15 protein-coding genes are annotated in these 14012 nt (G+C 62.5%); 10 read left to right on the top strand and 5 right to left on the bottom strand.

Annotated features, from left to right (window positions below; all coding sequences use genetic code 11):
- Positions 1-111 precede the first annotated feature (111 nt).
- Positions 112-1485 carry a 3-deoxy-7-phosphoheptulonate synthase class II gene (locus tag X726_RS165895; RefSeq protein WP_023667559.1) on the top strand — a complete coding sequence of 458 codons (1374 nt, stop codon included), beginning with the start codon at positions 112-114 and terminating at the stop codon, positions 1483-1485.
- Between the two features lie 62 nt (positions 1486-1547).
- Here X726_RS165895 and X726_RS165900 read toward each other — a convergent pair whose 3' ends face one another.
- From X726_RS165900 to X726_RS165910, 3 genes are all read right to left on the bottom strand, one after another.
- Positions 1548-2318, bottom strand: coding sequence for an RES family NAD+ phosphorylase (locus tag X726_RS165900; RefSeq protein WP_023667558.1), 771 nt, complete (start codon positions 2316-2318; stop codon positions 1548-1550).
- Positions 2278-2673, bottom strand: a complete 396-nt coding sequence (locus X726_RS165905) for an MbcA/ParS/Xre antitoxin family protein (protein ID WP_023667557.1) — start codon at positions 2671-2673, stop codon at positions 2278-2280. The genes X726_RS165900 and X726_RS165905 overlap by 41 nt, the downstream gene beginning before the upstream one ends.
- Positions 2674-2778: 105 nt before the next feature.
- Positions 2779-3849 (bottom strand): GGDEF domain-containing protein, encoded by a 1071-nt coding sequence (locus X726_RS165910; RefSeq protein WP_023667556.1) that lies wholly within the window; start codon positions 3847-3849, stop codon positions 2779-2781.
- 338 nt (positions 3850-4187) lie between these two features.
- Between X726_RS165910 and X726_RS165915 the strand changes: the two genes are divergently transcribed.
- From X726_RS165915 to X726_RS165925, 3 genes are all read left to right on the top strand, one after another.
- Positions 4188-4607 carry a GFA family protein gene (locus tag X726_RS165915; protein ID WP_023667555.1) on the top strand — a complete coding sequence of 140 codons (420 nt, stop codon included), beginning with the start codon at positions 4188-4190 and terminating at the stop codon, positions 4605-4607.
- Between the two features lie 75 nt (positions 4608-4682).
- Complete coding sequence (locus tag X726_RS165920; RefSeq protein WP_023667554.1) at positions 4683-5042, top strand: diacylglycerol kinase; 360 nt, start codon at positions 4683-4685, stop codon at positions 5040-5042.
- Positions 5043-5085: 43 nt separating this feature from the next.
- Positions 5086-5673 (top strand): hemerythrin domain-containing protein, encoded by a 588-nt coding sequence (locus X726_RS165925; RefSeq protein WP_023667553.1) that lies wholly within the window; start codon positions 5086-5088, stop codon positions 5671-5673.
- Positions 5674-5676: 3 nt separating this feature from the next.
- Here X726_RS165925 and X726_RS165930 read toward each other — a convergent pair whose 3' ends face one another.
- Both X726_RS165930 and X726_RS165935 read right to left on the bottom strand, forming a co-directional pair.
- On the bottom strand, positions 5677-6285 hold the full coding sequence (locus tag X726_RS165930; RefSeq protein ID WP_023667552.1) for a DedA family protein: 609 nt from the start codon (positions 6283-6285) through the stop codon (positions 5677-5679).
- Entirely contained in the window at positions 6282-6845 is a 564-nt protein-coding gene (locus tag X726_RS165935; RefSeq protein WP_023667551.1) for a DUF1003 domain-containing protein, read from the bottom strand. The genes X726_RS165930 and X726_RS165935 overlap by 4 nt, the downstream gene beginning before the upstream one ends.
- 91 nt (positions 6846-6936) lie before the next feature.
- Here X726_RS165935 and X726_RS165940 point away from each other — a divergent pair, with 91 nt between their 5' ends.
- From X726_RS165940 to X726_RS165965, 6 genes are all read left to right on the top strand, one after another.
- Positions 6937-7653 carry a DNA-3-methyladenine glycosylase I gene (locus X726_RS165940; protein WP_023667550.1) on the top strand — a complete coding sequence of 239 codons (717 nt, stop codon included), beginning with the start codon at positions 6937-6939 and terminating at the stop codon, positions 7651-7653.
- A 62-nt stretch (positions 7654-7715) separates the two neighbouring features.
- The gene (locus X726_RS165945) at positions 7716-9431 is read left to right on the top strand and encodes an NAD+ synthase (protein ID WP_023667549.1); all 1716 of its coding nucleotides are present in this window, start codon (positions 7716-7718) and stop codon (positions 9429-9431) included.
- Positions 9432-9463: 32 nt separating this feature from the next.
- Positions 9464-10348 carry an SPFH domain-containing protein gene (locus tag X726_RS165950; RefSeq protein ID WP_023667548.1) on the top strand — a complete coding sequence of 295 codons (885 nt, stop codon included), beginning with the start codon at positions 9464-9466 and terminating at the stop codon, positions 10346-10348.
- Positions 10349-10361: 13 nt separating this feature from the next.
- The gene (locus tag X726_RS165955; RefSeq protein ID WP_050588495.1) at positions 10362-11312 is read left to right on the top strand and encodes an NAD(+)/NADH kinase; all 951 of its coding nucleotides are present in this window, start codon (positions 10362-10364) and stop codon (positions 11310-11312) included.
- Positions 11313-11382: 70 nt separating this feature from the next.
- Positions 11383-11793 carry a GNAT family N-acetyltransferase gene (locus X726_RS165960; protein WP_023667546.1) on the top strand — a complete coding sequence of 137 codons (411 nt, stop codon included), beginning with the start codon at positions 11383-11385 and terminating at the stop codon, positions 11791-11793.
- A gap of 389 nt (positions 11794-12182) precedes the next feature.
- A complete protein-coding gene (locus tag X726_RS165965; protein WP_023667545.1) occupies positions 12183-13979 on the top strand; it encodes an ABC transporter ATP-binding protein in 1797 nt (598 codons plus the stop codon).
- Positions 13980-14012: the final 33 nt, after the last annotated feature.

Genomic DNA, 14012 nt, shown 5'->3' with positions numbered 1-14012 from the left:
CTTGAATTCCGGTCTAGAATAGGAAATCGGCTTCGTGTATGGAGCCGCCATCCCCATATGGGGCGGGAATGGCGGGCAAAAGCCTGCTGGAAAGAGCGTTTGGGTGCAGCGATGACGAAATGGTCGCCGAATTCTTGGAGAGCAAAGCCGATCAAGCAGGTTCCTGCCTATCCGGACCTCGCCGCGCTGAAGAACACGGAAGCCCAGCTCGCCACCTTTCCGCCGCTGGTTTTTGCCGGTGAGGCGCGCAAGCTGAAGAAGCAGCTTGCGGCTGTCGCTGCCGGCGACGCATTCCTTCTGCAGGGCGGTGATTGCGCCGAGAGTTTCGCCGAACATGGCGCCGACAACATCCGCGACTTCTTCCGCGTCTTCCTGCAGATGTCGGTGGTGCTGACCTTTGCCGGCGCGCAGCCGGTGGTGAAGGTCGGCCGTGTCGCCGGCCAGTTCGCCAAGCCGCGCTCGTCTGACGATGAGACCAAGGGCGAGGTGACGCTGCCAAGCTACCGTGGCGACATCATCAACGGCATCGAGTTCGACCCCAAGTCGCGTATTCCCGACCCGGCCCGCCAGGAAATGGCCTACCGCCAGTCGGCGGCGACCCTTAACCTGCTGCGTGCCTTCGCCCAAGGCGGCTACGCCAGCCTGGAGAATGTGCATCGCTGGATGCTGGGCTTCGTCTCCGACAGCCCGCAAGGCGAGAAGTATGGCATGCTCGCCAACCGCATCACCGAGACGATGGACTTCATGAAGGCCGTCGGCATCACCTCGGAGACCAACTACGCGCTGCGCGAGACCGACTTTTACACCAGTCACGAGGCGCTGCTGCTCGGCTATGAAGAGGCGCTGACCCGCGTCGATTCGACCTCCGGCGACTGGTACGCAACGTCGGGCCACATGATCTGGATCGGCGACCGCACCCGACAGCCCGACCATGCGCATGTCGAATTTTGCCGCGGCATCAAGAACCCGCTCGGCCTCAAATGCGGCCCGTCGCTGACGACTGACGGCCTGCTGGAGCTCATCGACCTGCTCAATCCGGAGAACGAGCCGGGCCGGCTGACGCTGATCGCCCGCTTCGGCTCCGACAAGGTCGCCGACCATCTGCCGAAGCTGGTGCGCGCGGTGCAGAAGGAAGGTCGCAGCGTCGTGTGGTCGTCCGACCCGATGCACGGCAACACGATCGAGGCCGCCGGCTACAAGACACGGCCGTTCGACCGCATCCTCAAGGAAGTCCAGACCTTCTTCGAGGTGCATCGCGCCGAAGGCACGCATCCCGGCGGCATCCATGTCGAAATGACCGGCAAGAATGTTACCGAATGCACCGGCGGCGCCCGCGCCATCACCGCAGAGGAACTGCAGGATCGCTACCACACCCATTGCGACCCGCGCCTCAACGCCGACCAGGCGATCGAGCTGGCGTTCCTGGTGTCCGACCTCTTGAAGAAGACCCATCCGATCCAGCACAAGCAGGCCGTGAACGGCTGAGAGCCTGTTTTCAGAAACTGAAATGATAAGCGCCGCAGAAATCCGGCGCTTTTTCGTTTAGATCAACGCCCGCGTTCCCAGCGCAATCCGTTGAGCCGGGGATCGTTGGCAAAGGCGGTTCTGGAAAACTCGATCCGCTTCTCCGGAAATTCTGAGATGGCCTGGACGCCGAACGCGCCGAGCCGGATGCGCCAGGTATGCGGCTCCAGCGGCTTGGCCTTGGTAAAGCCGCGGCATGTCAGCAGCGCCACATTGACGCCCTTCGGGTCGCGCGCCGAACGGTAACGGATCGCCTCCAGCCCAGCCTCACGCGCGACATCGGCAATCGCCTGGCTGGCGGCATAGTCGGTCGGATGCGTCCAATGGGCCCGGTCGCGGTCGAGCGGCGGCCGCGTCAGGTCGATGGCATTGTCGGTACGGATCGCGGCGGCGAAGGCGGTGTATTCGGCGGCGTCGTGCGGCCATGGCGTCTCGGGCGAATCGGCGAAGAACAACAAGCGGTAGAAGGCCATTTCGGCGACCGCCGTCATGATCGTCTCCGCGGCATAGTAGACACCCAGGGTGCGGCCGGCGCGGCGGAAGCGCGAGCCGTAGGGATAGATCGAGCCGTAGCGGAAGGGCGTCGCCAGGAGATAGTGGAGATGCCGGCATTCCATGGGGATTTGCGGCTTGGTCTCCTCGATCAGATCCTCGAGCAGCGCCTGTTCGTCCAGCGTGTCGACGATCTTCAGCGTCGAGACGCGGTGCTGCGCCTCGACCATGCGCCAGTATTTGCCGTCGAGCCGGACGGCTTCAGACGAGAGCGCGTCGGGAGTCCAGATAGGCAATGACATCGACAAGCCCGGTAATGGTGAGGATCTTTTCAAGCGGGCTGCCATCGAAAGCCGTGTTGGCGTTCTTCAGCCATGCCCGGGCTATCGTCTCGTCACCGCCGACAATGGCATCGAGCGAACGGAACAGCCGCACGAACAGCACCGCGAGTTCGAACGGCTTGGTGCCGCGCTCCAGCAGGAATTCCTGCCTGCGCATGCGTGAAACCGTGGCTTCCGAGACGCCGATGATCGACGCAAGCACCCTGGCGGTTATATCCAAGAGTTCGGCGGCGCGCAGCGTGGCCTTGGTCAGAACCGCGTTTTCGGCCGCCGTCGCGGTGAGATCAGGGGCGGCATTGGGTTGTGTAACAGACATGGCCTCTCTCTTTCCATGGAAAATATAGTCCACTGAAATTCATATGGAAAGAGGCGGGATCCGATAAATTTGCCTGTGCCCGGGAATTGGCTGCACGCCGAAGCGTCAGTCTTTCTTGTATAGCAGCCAGTTCTTGCCGGTGCGGCCGGCCATTGTCGAGTGCCGGGTGACGCGGTTGCGCCCGCCAACCTTGGAGCGGTAGAGCGCCCGGTCCGCCTTGGTGTAAAGATCCTCCGGGCTTTCCGCTTCGGAAGCCATGCAGATGCCCATGGAAACGGTCACCGTGCCGTAATTGGCGCCGGTCTGGCTGCTGGTGAACGGCGTCTGTTCGATCAGCACGCGGATGCGTTCGGCGATCTCGTAAGTGGTATCCTCGCTGGCGCCCTCGACGATCAGCGCGAATTCCTCGCCGCCGGTGCGGGCAACGAACATGTCTTCACGGATGCTGGTCTGGAAGATTTCAGCGACGATCTGGATGATCTTGTCGCCGACCGGGTGGCCGTAGCGATCGTTGACACCCTTGAAATGGTCGATGTCGGCAAGGATCAGGGCGTTGAACAGGATCCCCTTGTTGGAGGTGTAAATCGCCGTGATTTGCTTGTCGAAGGCGCGGCGGTTCCAGATATGGGTCAAGGGGTCGGTGTCGGCGAGCCGCTTGTACTCCTCAAGCTTCGACTTGACGCTCTCCAGTTCCGCCGTCTTGTCGCTCAGCGTGGTTGCAACCTGCTTGCCGTGGTCGAGGGTCGAGTTGGTGGCCGCCGCCATGGCGCTGGCGACCTTCTGCAGCAGATCCTGCGAAAGCAGGCTGCGGTTGGCGAGGCCACTCGATGTCTCATCGAGGATCTTGCCGTATTTCTCGATATGGCTACGTTCGCTGCGCAGCAGCAAGGCGATGTCCTCGAGTTCCCTGGCCAGCACGTCGCGCGCCTGCTCGACAATGCCGGGACCGTGATGCTGGGCAAAGAAAGCGCGGCCGATGCGGTCGAGATCGTCCTGCGTCGGCTGGTTGCCCAGCGCGACGACGGCCAGGCCGAGTTCGCGATTGGTGCCTTTCAGTGCTTCGTAGAAGATTTCGTAATTGCGCGGCAGGCCAAGCACGCTGAGCTGACGCATGGTCGCCACAACGGCTGTTGCAATGTCGCTGTTTCGGTCGGTCTGGACGGCTGCCGGCTGCATGTTCTGTTCACTCTGCCTCTGGGAACCATCGCAGACCGTGCGAGATGCCGCCGACCGGAGAGTGCCAGCCGTATTTCGGATCATCCTGCGAAAGACACGTCCCCAATCGCGACATTCGCTTGGCAACGACCATAGATGCGCCGGCGCTAAAGTTTCCTTAATGTGCCGCTAGGTAACGCGTCCGTTCTACCGCAGGCTGCAGAAATGGTTTGCAAAGATCCTGAGGTCAGGTCCGAACACGCCCAGCCCATGTCGCATTTGCCGGTGCCCGGCTGCGGCAAAACTGAAATCCTCTCGGCCAGCGGCGAAGCCGTGGACGATGGCTGGTGGAGGTAGGGATGAGCAACAACCACAGCGGATCTTGCCTTTGTGGAGCCGTGCGTTTCCAGACGCGAGGGCCGTTGCGCGGCGTCATTTATTGCCACTGTTCGCAGTGCCGCAAGCAGAGCGGGCATTTTTACGCCGCGACCAACGTCGCCGACGGCGACATCACGATAACCGGCGCCGACAACATCAGCTGGTACGAATCGTCTTCCTTTGCCAAGCGCGGCTTTTGCAAGATCTGCGGCTCGGTGCTGTTCTGGAAGCCGGGTCAGGATGCCTATGTCTCAGTTCTGGCCGGATCGTTCGACAACCCGACCGGGCTCGAAGGCCAATGCCACATCTTTGTCGGCGACAAGGGCGATTACTATACGATCGACGATGGACTGCCGCAGTTCGAGAAGTCGACGCCGACGATCAAGGTTGCGGAGGAGTGATTTTGCGGCGGCTGCCTTATTCCCTTGATCCAGCCATTGCGATATCCCCTGCCGGTGATTCGAAGGGGATGCGGCATGCAGCGGCTGATCGGTGCTTACTTCAATTCTGTGCGAGCCTTTCGCAAGCTCGCCGCCAGCGAAAGGGCATTTCAGCAGGAACTGATGCTGCTGGTGCTGGCGCTGCCGCTCGGCTGGTTCGTCTCGGTCTCGTGGCGCGGCTACGCGCTGTTGATCGGCGCGGTGCTGCTGCTCATCATGGTCGAAGTGCTGAACACCGGCATCGAGGCAGCCTGCGATGCCTTCAGTCGCGAGTTCAACGTCGACATCCAGCTCGCCAAGGACTGCGGCTCGCTGGCGGTGCTGATTTCGGTTGTTATCGTCGCCGGCGTCTGGGGAATCGCCCTCATCGAGCGCATCACGGGACTACCGATCTGATCTGAACGCTCCCATATGTTAGTCACCAAAGGAGACTGACGTCGTGGAAGCCAATTTTCTGCTGCTTGAAAGAGCCGGCCTGCCGGAAGACCTGCGCTGGCTGGCGGAAAAATATCCGCGCGAGACATGGCAGGGCCACGCCAACATCCACGGCATGGCAAACATGTGGCTGCAGCGGCACGACATGTTCCGAGAGCTGGGCGGCATGCTCACCAACGGCATTGGCGACTATCGCGAAGGCAGGCTGACGGCGCCGGATTTCGCGCGCTGGTTCGCGCCGCGGCTGAACCACTTTCTCGGCAATCTCGACGGCCACCACAATGTCGAGGACTACCAATATTTCCCGGCTTTCGCCAAGGCGGAGCCGCGCCTGAAGCGCGGCTTCGAAATCCTCGATGCCGACCATCACACCATTCATGAGGGGCTGGAGCGCAACGCCGAGACGGCGAACGCCTTCATCCGCACGCTCGAGGAGAGCGAGGACAGGCAGCGCTTCGCCGCCGACGCCTATGCGGACGAGAACAGCCGGCTGATCGCCATGCTGAAGCGGCATCTGGCCGACGAGGAAGATCTCATCATCCCGCTGATCCTCGATCGCGGCGACCGGGCTCTGGTCGAGGACGACGACTGAACCTTACGATGTGGTTTCGCTGTCGCGGGCGTCCTTGGCGCGCTCCTTGCCGGCGACGGTGCGGGCGATGAGCCAGGCAATGATGGCGACACCCAGACCTATGGCAAGCGCGATCAGCAGCCGTTCGTGATGGAGCAGTGCCTTGCCTATCATCTGCTCGGCGCCGAGGCCGAAGACGTAGCCGATGCCGCAGAACAAAGCCGCCCAGACCAGCGACGACACCGCGTTGAGGATAACGAAGCGCGCTACCGAAATGCTGGCGAAACCGGCCGCGATGCCGCCGACTAGGCGCAGGCCATAGATGTAGCGGTTGGACAGGACGAATATGTTGGGATGGGACGAGACGAGACGGTAGGCGTGGTTGAAGCCGGGCCTCGCCTTCAGTTTCAGCACCCTGGGATGGTCGGCAAAGCTGCGGCCGAGAATGAAGAAAAACGTGTCGCCGACGAAGGCGCCAATGGCGGCCGTGAGGAAAGCCTTCCAGAGGATGAAGACATGCTGATGGGCGAAGAAGCCGCCGAGGATGGCCGCACTTTCGCCTTCGGCGACACAGCCCATGAAAACCGCGATCAACCCATATTGCTCGATGAGGTGATGGACGATCCCGGTCATTGAGAGGTTTGCCGGCCCGACAGTTTTTCGTCTATGCGGTTCACCTGTTCGGCCAGGCGCGCGATGTCCTCGCGCACGCCGATGATCTGGCTGTGGCGCAGTTCGTCCAGCTTTTCATGCAGAGCCATGATCTCGATCTCGGCCTTGAGGTTGACCTCATAGTCATGCGCGGCGTCGATGCGGTCGCGCGCGGCCTGGCGGTTCTGCGACATCATGATCACCGGCGCCTGCAAGGCGGCGATCATCGACAGCACCAGGTTTAGGAAGATGAAGGGGTAGGGGTCGAACGAGTCTCGCCCGAGCAGCCACCAATTGGCGCCGATCCACAGCACCAGGAAAGCAATGAAGGACAGGATGAACGTCCACGAGCCGCCGATGCGGGCAATGGCATCGGCGATCCGGTCGCCGGCGCCCTGAAGGCCGGTGAGGCTGTCGTTGATATCCTGCGAGATGGGCTTGCGGTCGACAGTGCTCTGCAACACCCGCCGCTCGAGCTCGCTGAGGGTTTCAGGCGTTCGCCTCAACCAGCGGTTGGCAAGTTCTGGCACGGTCTTGTGCATGGATGTCTCCATAGGAAAAGCGTCGGCTTGGCAGCCTTGTTTGCATATAGGAAGATGGCGTTTCGTCAAAAGCGCGGCGCGAGGATGCAGGATGCCCGATTTCGCGAAGATTCGCGCCCGTGCTGCAAAACGCAAAGGCGGCGACGCGGTGCTGACGTCGCTGCTCGGGCCGGCGTCTGACAATGCTGCTGTTGCCGACATTACGGACGATCGCATCCTGTCGACGATGGCCGAGCGGGTATTTGCCGCCGGCTTCGTCTGGCGCGTTATCGAACAGAAATGGCCCGGGTTCGAGGACGCGTTTCTCCATTTCGAGCCGAAACGGCTGTTGTTTCAACCTGATGACTTCTGGCACGACCTGACGGCTGATCAACGCATCGTGCGCAACCCGCAGAAGATCAAATCCGTCCGCGACAACGCCGCCTTCGTTGAGCGTGTGTCGAAGGAACATGGCGGTTTCGGCAAATTCCTCGCGGAGTGGCCTGACGACGACCAGGTCGGGCTGATGGCGTATCTCGGCAAGCATGGCAGCCGGCTTGGCGGCAACACCGGCCAGTATTTCCTGCGCTGGCTGCAATGGGACGCCTTCGTCATCTCGGCCGATATGGTCGCGGCTTTGCGTGACGCCGGCCTCGACATCGCGGAAAGTCCGACGTCGAAGAGGGATCTCGACAGGATTCAGGCGCAGATCAACAAATGGGCGCAGGAAACCGGCCTGCCGCGCCGGCACATTTCGCGCATTCTGGCGATGTCGATGGGAGAGAACCATTCGCCGCAATCGCTGCGCGAATATATGGGCGACGACTGATCACCGAATTGGTCCAAACGAACGCCATTGCTCGGGCAAATTTGCCGCGCTAAACCGCACAGATGACCCAGAAGACCGCACCCGATATTCTGCGCATCGCCGTTGCCCAGCTCAACCCGACGGTCGGCGATGTCGCCGGCAATCTTGCCAAGGCGCGCGAGGCGAGGGCGGATGCCGCCCGCCAGGGCGCCGACATCGTGCTCTACACCGAGCTTTTCCTTGCCGGTTATCCGCCGGAGGATCTGGTGCTGAAGCCGGCCTTCCTCAAGGTTTGCGAGAAGGCCGCTCAGGATTTCGCCGCGGATACCTCCGATGGCGGGCCGGGCGTCATCATCGGCACGCCGCTGAAGCGCAAGAGCGGCACCCACAATTCGATCATCGTCGCCGATGGCGGCAAGATCCTCGCCGAGCGCTACAAGCTCGATTTGCCAAACTATGGCGAGTTCGACGAGAAGCGCGTCTTCCAGGCCGGGCCCGAGGCTCAGGGACCCGTCAACTTCCGTGGTGTGCGCATCGGAATTCCGATCTGCGAGGACATCTGGGGCGACGTTGGCATCTGTGAAACCCTGGCCGAGAGCGGCGCGGAAATCCTGCTAGTGCCGAACGGCTCGCCCTACTACCGCGCCAAGATGGACGTGCGCCATCAGGTCGTTATCCGCCAGGTCATCGAGACCGGTTTGCCGATGATCTATGCCAATCAGATTGGCGGCCAGGATGAGCTGATCTTCGACGGCGCCTCTTTTGCCATCGGCGCCGACAAGACGCTCGCCTTCCAGATGAGCCAGTTCGAGGAAACTGTCGATGTCACCACCTGGAAGCGCAGCCGTGTCGCCGCAGGCGCGCAAAATGCAGATAACTCTGGCGGCTGGGTCTGCTCGGAAGGGCCGATGTCGAAAATCCCCGAGCGCGAAGAGGCGGACTACCGTGCCTGCATGCTGGGCCTGCGCGACTACGTCAACAAGAACGGCTTCAAGAACGTCGTGCTGGGTCTCTCCGGCGGCATCGATTCGGCGATCTGCGCGGCATTGGCCGTCGATGCGCTCGGCGAGGAGCGGCTGCGGGCGGTGATGATGCCCTACCGCTATACCTCGGAGGATTCGCTGAAGGATGCCGAGGATTGCGCCCGTGCGCTTGGCTGCCGCTATGACATCGTGCCGATCTTCGAACCGGTCGAGGGTTTCCTACACACGCTGGCGCAGCTTTTTGAAGGCACCAAGGAAGGCATCACCGAAGAGAATCTACAGAGCCGCGCGCGCGGCACGATCCTGATGGCGATTTCCAACAAGTTCGGCTCGATGGTCGTCACCACGGGCAACAAGAGCGAGATGTCGGTGGGCTACGCCACGCTTTATGGCGACATGAATGGCGGCTTCAACCCGATAAAAGACCTCTACAAGATGCAGGTCTATGCGCTGTCGCGCTGGCGCAACAGCCATGTGCCGCCGGGCGCGCTCGGTCCCTCAGGCGAGGTGATCCCCAGGAATATCATCGACAAGGCGCCGTCGGCGGAATTGCGCGAGAACCAGACCGACCAGGATTCGCTGCCGCCCTATCCGGTGCTGGACGACATTCTGGAATGCCTGGTCGAGAACGAAATGGGCGTCGACGACATCGTCGCGCGCGGCCACGACCGGGCGACGGTGACGCGCGTCGAACATTTGCTCTACATTGCCGAGTACAAACGCCGGCAAGCGGCGCCGGGTGTGAAGATCACCCGGAAGAATTTTGGCCGCGACCGCCGCTATCCCATCACCAACCGTTTCAGGGATCGCGGCTGAACTTCGTTTAATTAGAGAACCTTGGGGCTTTCATGTTTTTCAGCTATTTCAAGGGAACGCCTGAATATCACATCCTGCGCTTCAAGAACGGCAAGGTCCGTGAGCAGGGGCGCGGCATCTCCTTCTGGTACGGGACGTTCGGCACCACCATCGCCATGGTGCCGGTGACGTCGCTCGACAACCCTTTCATCTTCACCGAGACGACGGCGAATTTCCAGGATCTGGCAATCCAGGGGTCGGTCAGCTACCGCATCATCGATCCACTCAAGGCAGCCGAAGGTTTTGATTTCAGCGCCAAGCTCAGCCGTGCCGACGTCGTCGGCGACGGCCGGGAGAAGATCGCCGAGCGCCTGGTGCTTGCGATACAGAGCCGCGCCCGCGCGGTGGTTTCGAGCATGACGCTGGAACAGGCGCTGGCCGAGGTGACCAAGCTCGGCGGCAATCTCGCCGAACTCCTGCGCAACGATCCGATTGCGGCAACCGCCGGCCTGTCGATCGAGGAGGTCCACATCACCTCGGTCCAGCCGACGCCGGAGATCCGCAAGGCGCTCCAGACCGAATATCGCGAGGCGCTGCAGCGCCAGGCCGATGCGGCGATCTATGGGCGCCGTGCCTGGGGCGTGGAGAAGGAGCGCGAGATCAAGCAGAGCGAACTGGCGACCGAAATCGAGCTTGCCGAACGCAACAAGCTGCTGGTCGACACCGAAGCGCGCAACAAGCTGACGCTTGCCGAGGCGCAAGCCAAGGCGCAGCAGCTGGAACTGACCGTCTATTCGTCGGCGCCCGCCCACGTGCTGACGGCGATGGCCTTCAAGGCCTGGGCGGAAAAGGGCGGTTCGGTCGGCAATCTGTCGATCACGCCTGACATGCTCACCAGCGCGCTCAGCCAGCTTTCCACGCCGAAAGCCGGGTCCTGAAAGGCAAGCACGGGTGGCAAGCGACCAGAGCGGCAGGCCGATCGACCGGGTGATCGTCGTCACCCGCAAGACCGAGCTGGAGGAGCTGACGACGCGCTTCAACACGCAGGGACAGGCGCGCTTTTATCTCCGGCAGGCCGGCATGAATTTCGACCCGGTCAAGGCGGCGCATGACGTCTATCACCAGGCGCTCGACCGGGTGATGGGTTCGCTTCCCCAAGGCCTCAAACAGTTGCGGCTCGACCGCGAACTGGTACCGCAGTTCGAATTCGGCTCCGACGCGGTGATCGCGCTCGGTCAGGACGGGCTGGTGTCCAACACCGCGAAGTACCTCCCGTACCAGCCGCTGATCGGCATCAACCCGAACCCGGCGCTTTTCGACGGCGTGTTGCTGCCGTGGAATGCCGACGATACCGAAAAGGTCCTCGGCCTGACGATCGCCGGCAAGGCGAAGCGCCAGGCGGTGGTGATGGCCGAAGCGCGCTCCAATGACGGACGCCGGCTGATCGCCTTCAACGATCTGTACGTCGGCGCCTCGACGCATGTCTCGGCGCGCTACGAGTTGACCTATGGCGGCAGGACCGAGCGCCAGTCGTCGAGCGGCATTATCATCTCCACGGGCGCCGGCTCCACCGGCTGGCTGCGCTCGGTGATGGCGGGCGCCGCGGGACTGGCCGCGGCCTATGGTGACAACTCCGTGCCGACCGTGCCGCCGCAAGGCTATGACCGCGAAGGCGAACAGCTGTTCTTTTCGGTGCGCGAACCGTTTCCGAGCAACACGACCGGCGTGTCGCTTGTGCATGGCGTCATCACCCGCGACCGGCCGCTGGTGGTTTCTTCGCGGCAGAGCAGGGGCGGCGTCATCTTCAGCGACGGGATGGAGCTCGATTTCGTCGAGTTCAATTCCGGCACCGACGTGACCATCGCGATCGCCGACCAGAAGGCCTATCTCGTGGTGCCATAAGCGCGCCACGTGGGCAGCCAAACCACCGGCCGGACTGAATTCGGCCGCCCTCCATTCTTTGCGAGGCACCATGCCCGACTGTGAGATCAGCTTCGACATGTCACGGATCGATTTCCGGGCGACCTCCGACCTGTTGATGGCAAGTTATTGGGGCGCCGGCCGCAGCGATGAGTTTCATCGCCGCGCCTTTGCCAACTCGTTCTGCACCGCGGCCTATATCGACGGGAACCAAGTCGGTTTTGGCCGGGCCATCACCGACCGTACGGTGTTTGCCTATCTCGCCGACATCATCATCTGGCCGCAGTATCGCGGCCAAGGCATTGGCTTGCAACTGGTGCAGGCGCTCATCGACCACCCTGAACTCAGCACGGTCTCGCACTGGAGCCTGTCGACCAGTGACGCGCATGGCCTTTATGAGAAGCTGGGCTTCAAGGCATCAACCGACGGCCGCTACATGCGCCTCGATCGCAACCCGGAATGAGGCATAGCGAGGGGGGTTGACCGGCTGTTGTTGCAAAATAACCTCACTGGTTGGACCAGTTACGCTTTGCCACGTGCCCGGCCTTGGCGATCCTTCATGGCGTCTCTATAAGGACCTCTCCGCAAGTGTCTTGCGGGAGGTCTGAATGGCAGTATTTCACATGGTAATGTGAGGCCGCGAAGCCTAGGTCTCACCTGGCGTCCGGCGAAGGTTTGCCCTTCGCACCGATGCCGGGTCGAGTACAGGCTTCTGCCGATGCCGGTCGCCACCCGACAACCCGGGGCGCGCCGCCACCTATGCCGAACCTCCGCAGCCGGGCGAATTGCCCAGCGCGGTTTTCAATTTTCAGACCTTACCGGGACCGGGCAGATTTGCGCCCGGATGACATCATGACTCGTTTTCGAATCGATCTGCGTGCAAGCGCCTTTCGCAGCGTTCTTGGCTTCACGCTCAGCCACTGGCGGCGCCAGCCGTGGCGGCTTTCGCTGATCATGGGCAGCTTCCTGCTGTCGACCCTGGCCGACGTCTTGACGCCGCTCTATTCCGGCCGGCTGGTCGACGCCGTCGCCAGCAGTGCGTTGGCTGACGATGTCGCGTGGAATGCGGCAATGGCGGCGTTCTTCGCGCTCATCGCTTTGGCGCTGACCGGCGTGGTGCTGCGCAACCTGGCTTTCATGGGCATTGTCGAGCTGACGCTGAAGATGATGGCCGACATCGCCGCCGACGCGTTCCATCGCGTGCAGCGCTTCTCAACCGACTGGCACGCCAACAGCTTTGCCGGATCGACGGTGCGCAAGGTCACGCGCGGCATGTGGGCTCTCGACCTGCTCAATGACACCATCCTGATTGCGTTGCTGCCGTCGGCCGCCATGCTGGTCGGCTCGACGTTGCTGCTCGGCTGGTTCTGGCCGCTGATGGGGCTGGTCGTGGCAGTCGGCTCGGTGCTGTTCATCACGGTGACGGCGCTGCTGTCGCTCGGCTATGTCGCGCCCGCGGCACGGCTCGCCAACAGCTGGGATACGCGGCTTGGCGGCTCGCTTGCCGATGCGGTGAGCTGCAATGCCGTGGTCAAGGGTTTCGGCGCCGAGACGCGCGAGGAAACGCGTCTTGCCAAGGTCGTCGCCAAATGGCGCGCGCGGACCAGCCGCACCTGGGTGCGCGGCACCATCAACGGCACGACGCAAGGCGCCATGCTGCTGGTGCTGCGGACGGCAGTAATCGGCCTGTCGCTGATGCTGTGGGCCTGGGGCCAGGCAAGTGCGGGCGATGTCGCCTTCGTGCTGACCTCGTTCTTCGTGCTGCAGGGCTACCTCAGGGACATCGGCACGCATATCCGCAATTTGCAGCGTTCGGTCAACGACATGGAGGAACTGGTCGATTTCCAGTCGCAACCGCTCGGCATCGAGGACCGGCCCGGCGCCAAGCCGATCCGGATCACGCATGGCCACATCGCCTTCGATAACGTCACCTTCCACTATGGTAGCCATCGCTTGCCGCTCTACCGCGACTTTTCGGTGGAGATAGCGGCGGGCGAGCGGGTCGGACTGGTCGGCCATTCCGGCTCGGGCAAGACGACCTTCGTGAAGCTGATCCAGCGTCTCTATGATGTCAGCGGCGGCAGGATACTGATCGATGGCCAAGACATCTCCCAGGTTGCACAGGCGTCGCTGCGCGCGCAGATTGCCATCGTCCAGCAGGAGCCCATCCTGTTCCACCGCTCGCTGGCGGAAAACATCGCCTACGCCCGTCCGGACGCCACGCAGGCCGAGATCGAGCATGCCGCCAAGCTCGCCAGCGCGCACGACTTCATCACCAGCCTGCCGAAGGGCTACGGCACGCTGGTCGGTGAACGCGGCGTGAAGCTGTCGGGCGGCGAGCGCCAGCGGGTGGCGATCGCACGCGCCTTCCTGGCGGATGCGCGCATCCTGATCCTGGACGAGGCGACATCGAGCCTCGATTCGGAATCGGAAGTGCTGATCCAGCAGGCGATGATGGTCGGCCGCACGACGCTGGTCATCGCACACCGTCTGTCGACGGTGCGGGCGCTGGACAGGCTGCTCGTGTTCGACCGTGGCAAGATCGTCGAGGAAGGCTCGCATGACGAGCTGATCCGGCTGAAGGGCGGCATCTACCGCCGCCTGTTCGAGCGGCAGGCGCTGGAACTGACCAAGGGCCTGGTGATCTGAGCTGAACGCGAGCCCTATCCGAGGGATAGGGCT

The organism is Mesorhizobium sp. LSJC285A00, from assembly GCF_000503155.1.
Taxonomy (GTDB): Bacteria; Pseudomonadota; Alphaproteobacteria; order Rhizobiales; family Rhizobiaceae; genus Mesorhizobium.
Note: the sequence above shows the minus strand (reverse complement) of the source record. Positions and strands in the feature narration are given on the sequence as shown.

What these genes read in the sequence shown, in the direction of transcription:
- X726_RS165965 (WP_023667545.1), top strand. Translation starts at nt 12,183, where the DNA reads ATGACTCGTTTTCGAATCGATCTGCGTGCAAGCGCCTTTCGCAGCGTT.
- X726_RS165960 (WP_023667546.1), top strand. Translation starts at nt 11,383, where the DNA reads ATGCCCGACTGTGAGATCAGCTTCGACATGTCACGGATCGATTTCCGG.
- X726_RS165905 (WP_023667557.1), bottom strand. Translation starts at nt 2,673, where the DNA reads ATGTCTGTTACACAACCCAATGCCGCCCCTGATCTCACCGCGACGGCG.
- X726_RS165900 (WP_023667558.1), bottom strand. Translation starts at nt 2,318, where the DNA reads ATGTCATTGCCTATCTGGACTCCCGACGCGCTCTCGTCTGAAGCCGTC.
- X726_RS165895 (WP_023667559.1), top strand. Translation starts at nt 112, where the DNA reads ATGACGAAATGGTCGCCGAATTCTTGGAGAGCAAAGCCGATCAAGCAG.
- X726_RS165930 (WP_023667552.1), bottom strand. Translation starts at nt 6,285, where the DNA reads ATGACCGGGATCGTCCATCACCTCATCGAGCAATATGGGTTGATCGCG.
- X726_RS165945 (WP_023667549.1), top strand. Translation starts at nt 7,716, where the DNA reads ATGACCCAGAAGACCGCACCCGATATTCTGCGCATCGCCGTTGCCCAG.
- X726_RS165920 (WP_023667554.1), top strand. Translation starts at nt 4,683, where the DNA reads ATGCAGCGGCTGATCGGTGCTTACTTCAATTCTGTGCGAGCCTTTCGC.
- X726_RS165910 (WP_023667556.1), bottom strand. Translation starts at nt 3,849, where the DNA reads ATGCAGCCGGCAGCCGTCCAGACCGACCGAAACAGCGACATTGCAACA.
- X726_RS165950 (WP_023667548.1), top strand. Translation starts at nt 9,464, where the DNA reads ATGTTTTTCAGCTATTTCAAGGGAACGCCTGAATATCACATCCTGCGC.
- X726_RS165915 (WP_023667555.1), top strand. Translation starts at nt 4,188, where the DNA reads ATGAGCAACAACCACAGCGGATCTTGCCTTTGTGGAGCCGTGCGTTTC.
- X726_RS165940 (WP_023667550.1), top strand. Translation starts at nt 6,937, where the DNA reads ATGCCCGATTTCGCGAAGATTCGCGCCCGTGCTGCAAAACGCAAAGGC.
- X726_RS165935 (WP_023667551.1), bottom strand. Translation starts at nt 6,845, where the DNA reads ATGCACAAGACCGTGCCAGAACTTGCCAACCGCTGGTTGAGGCGAACG.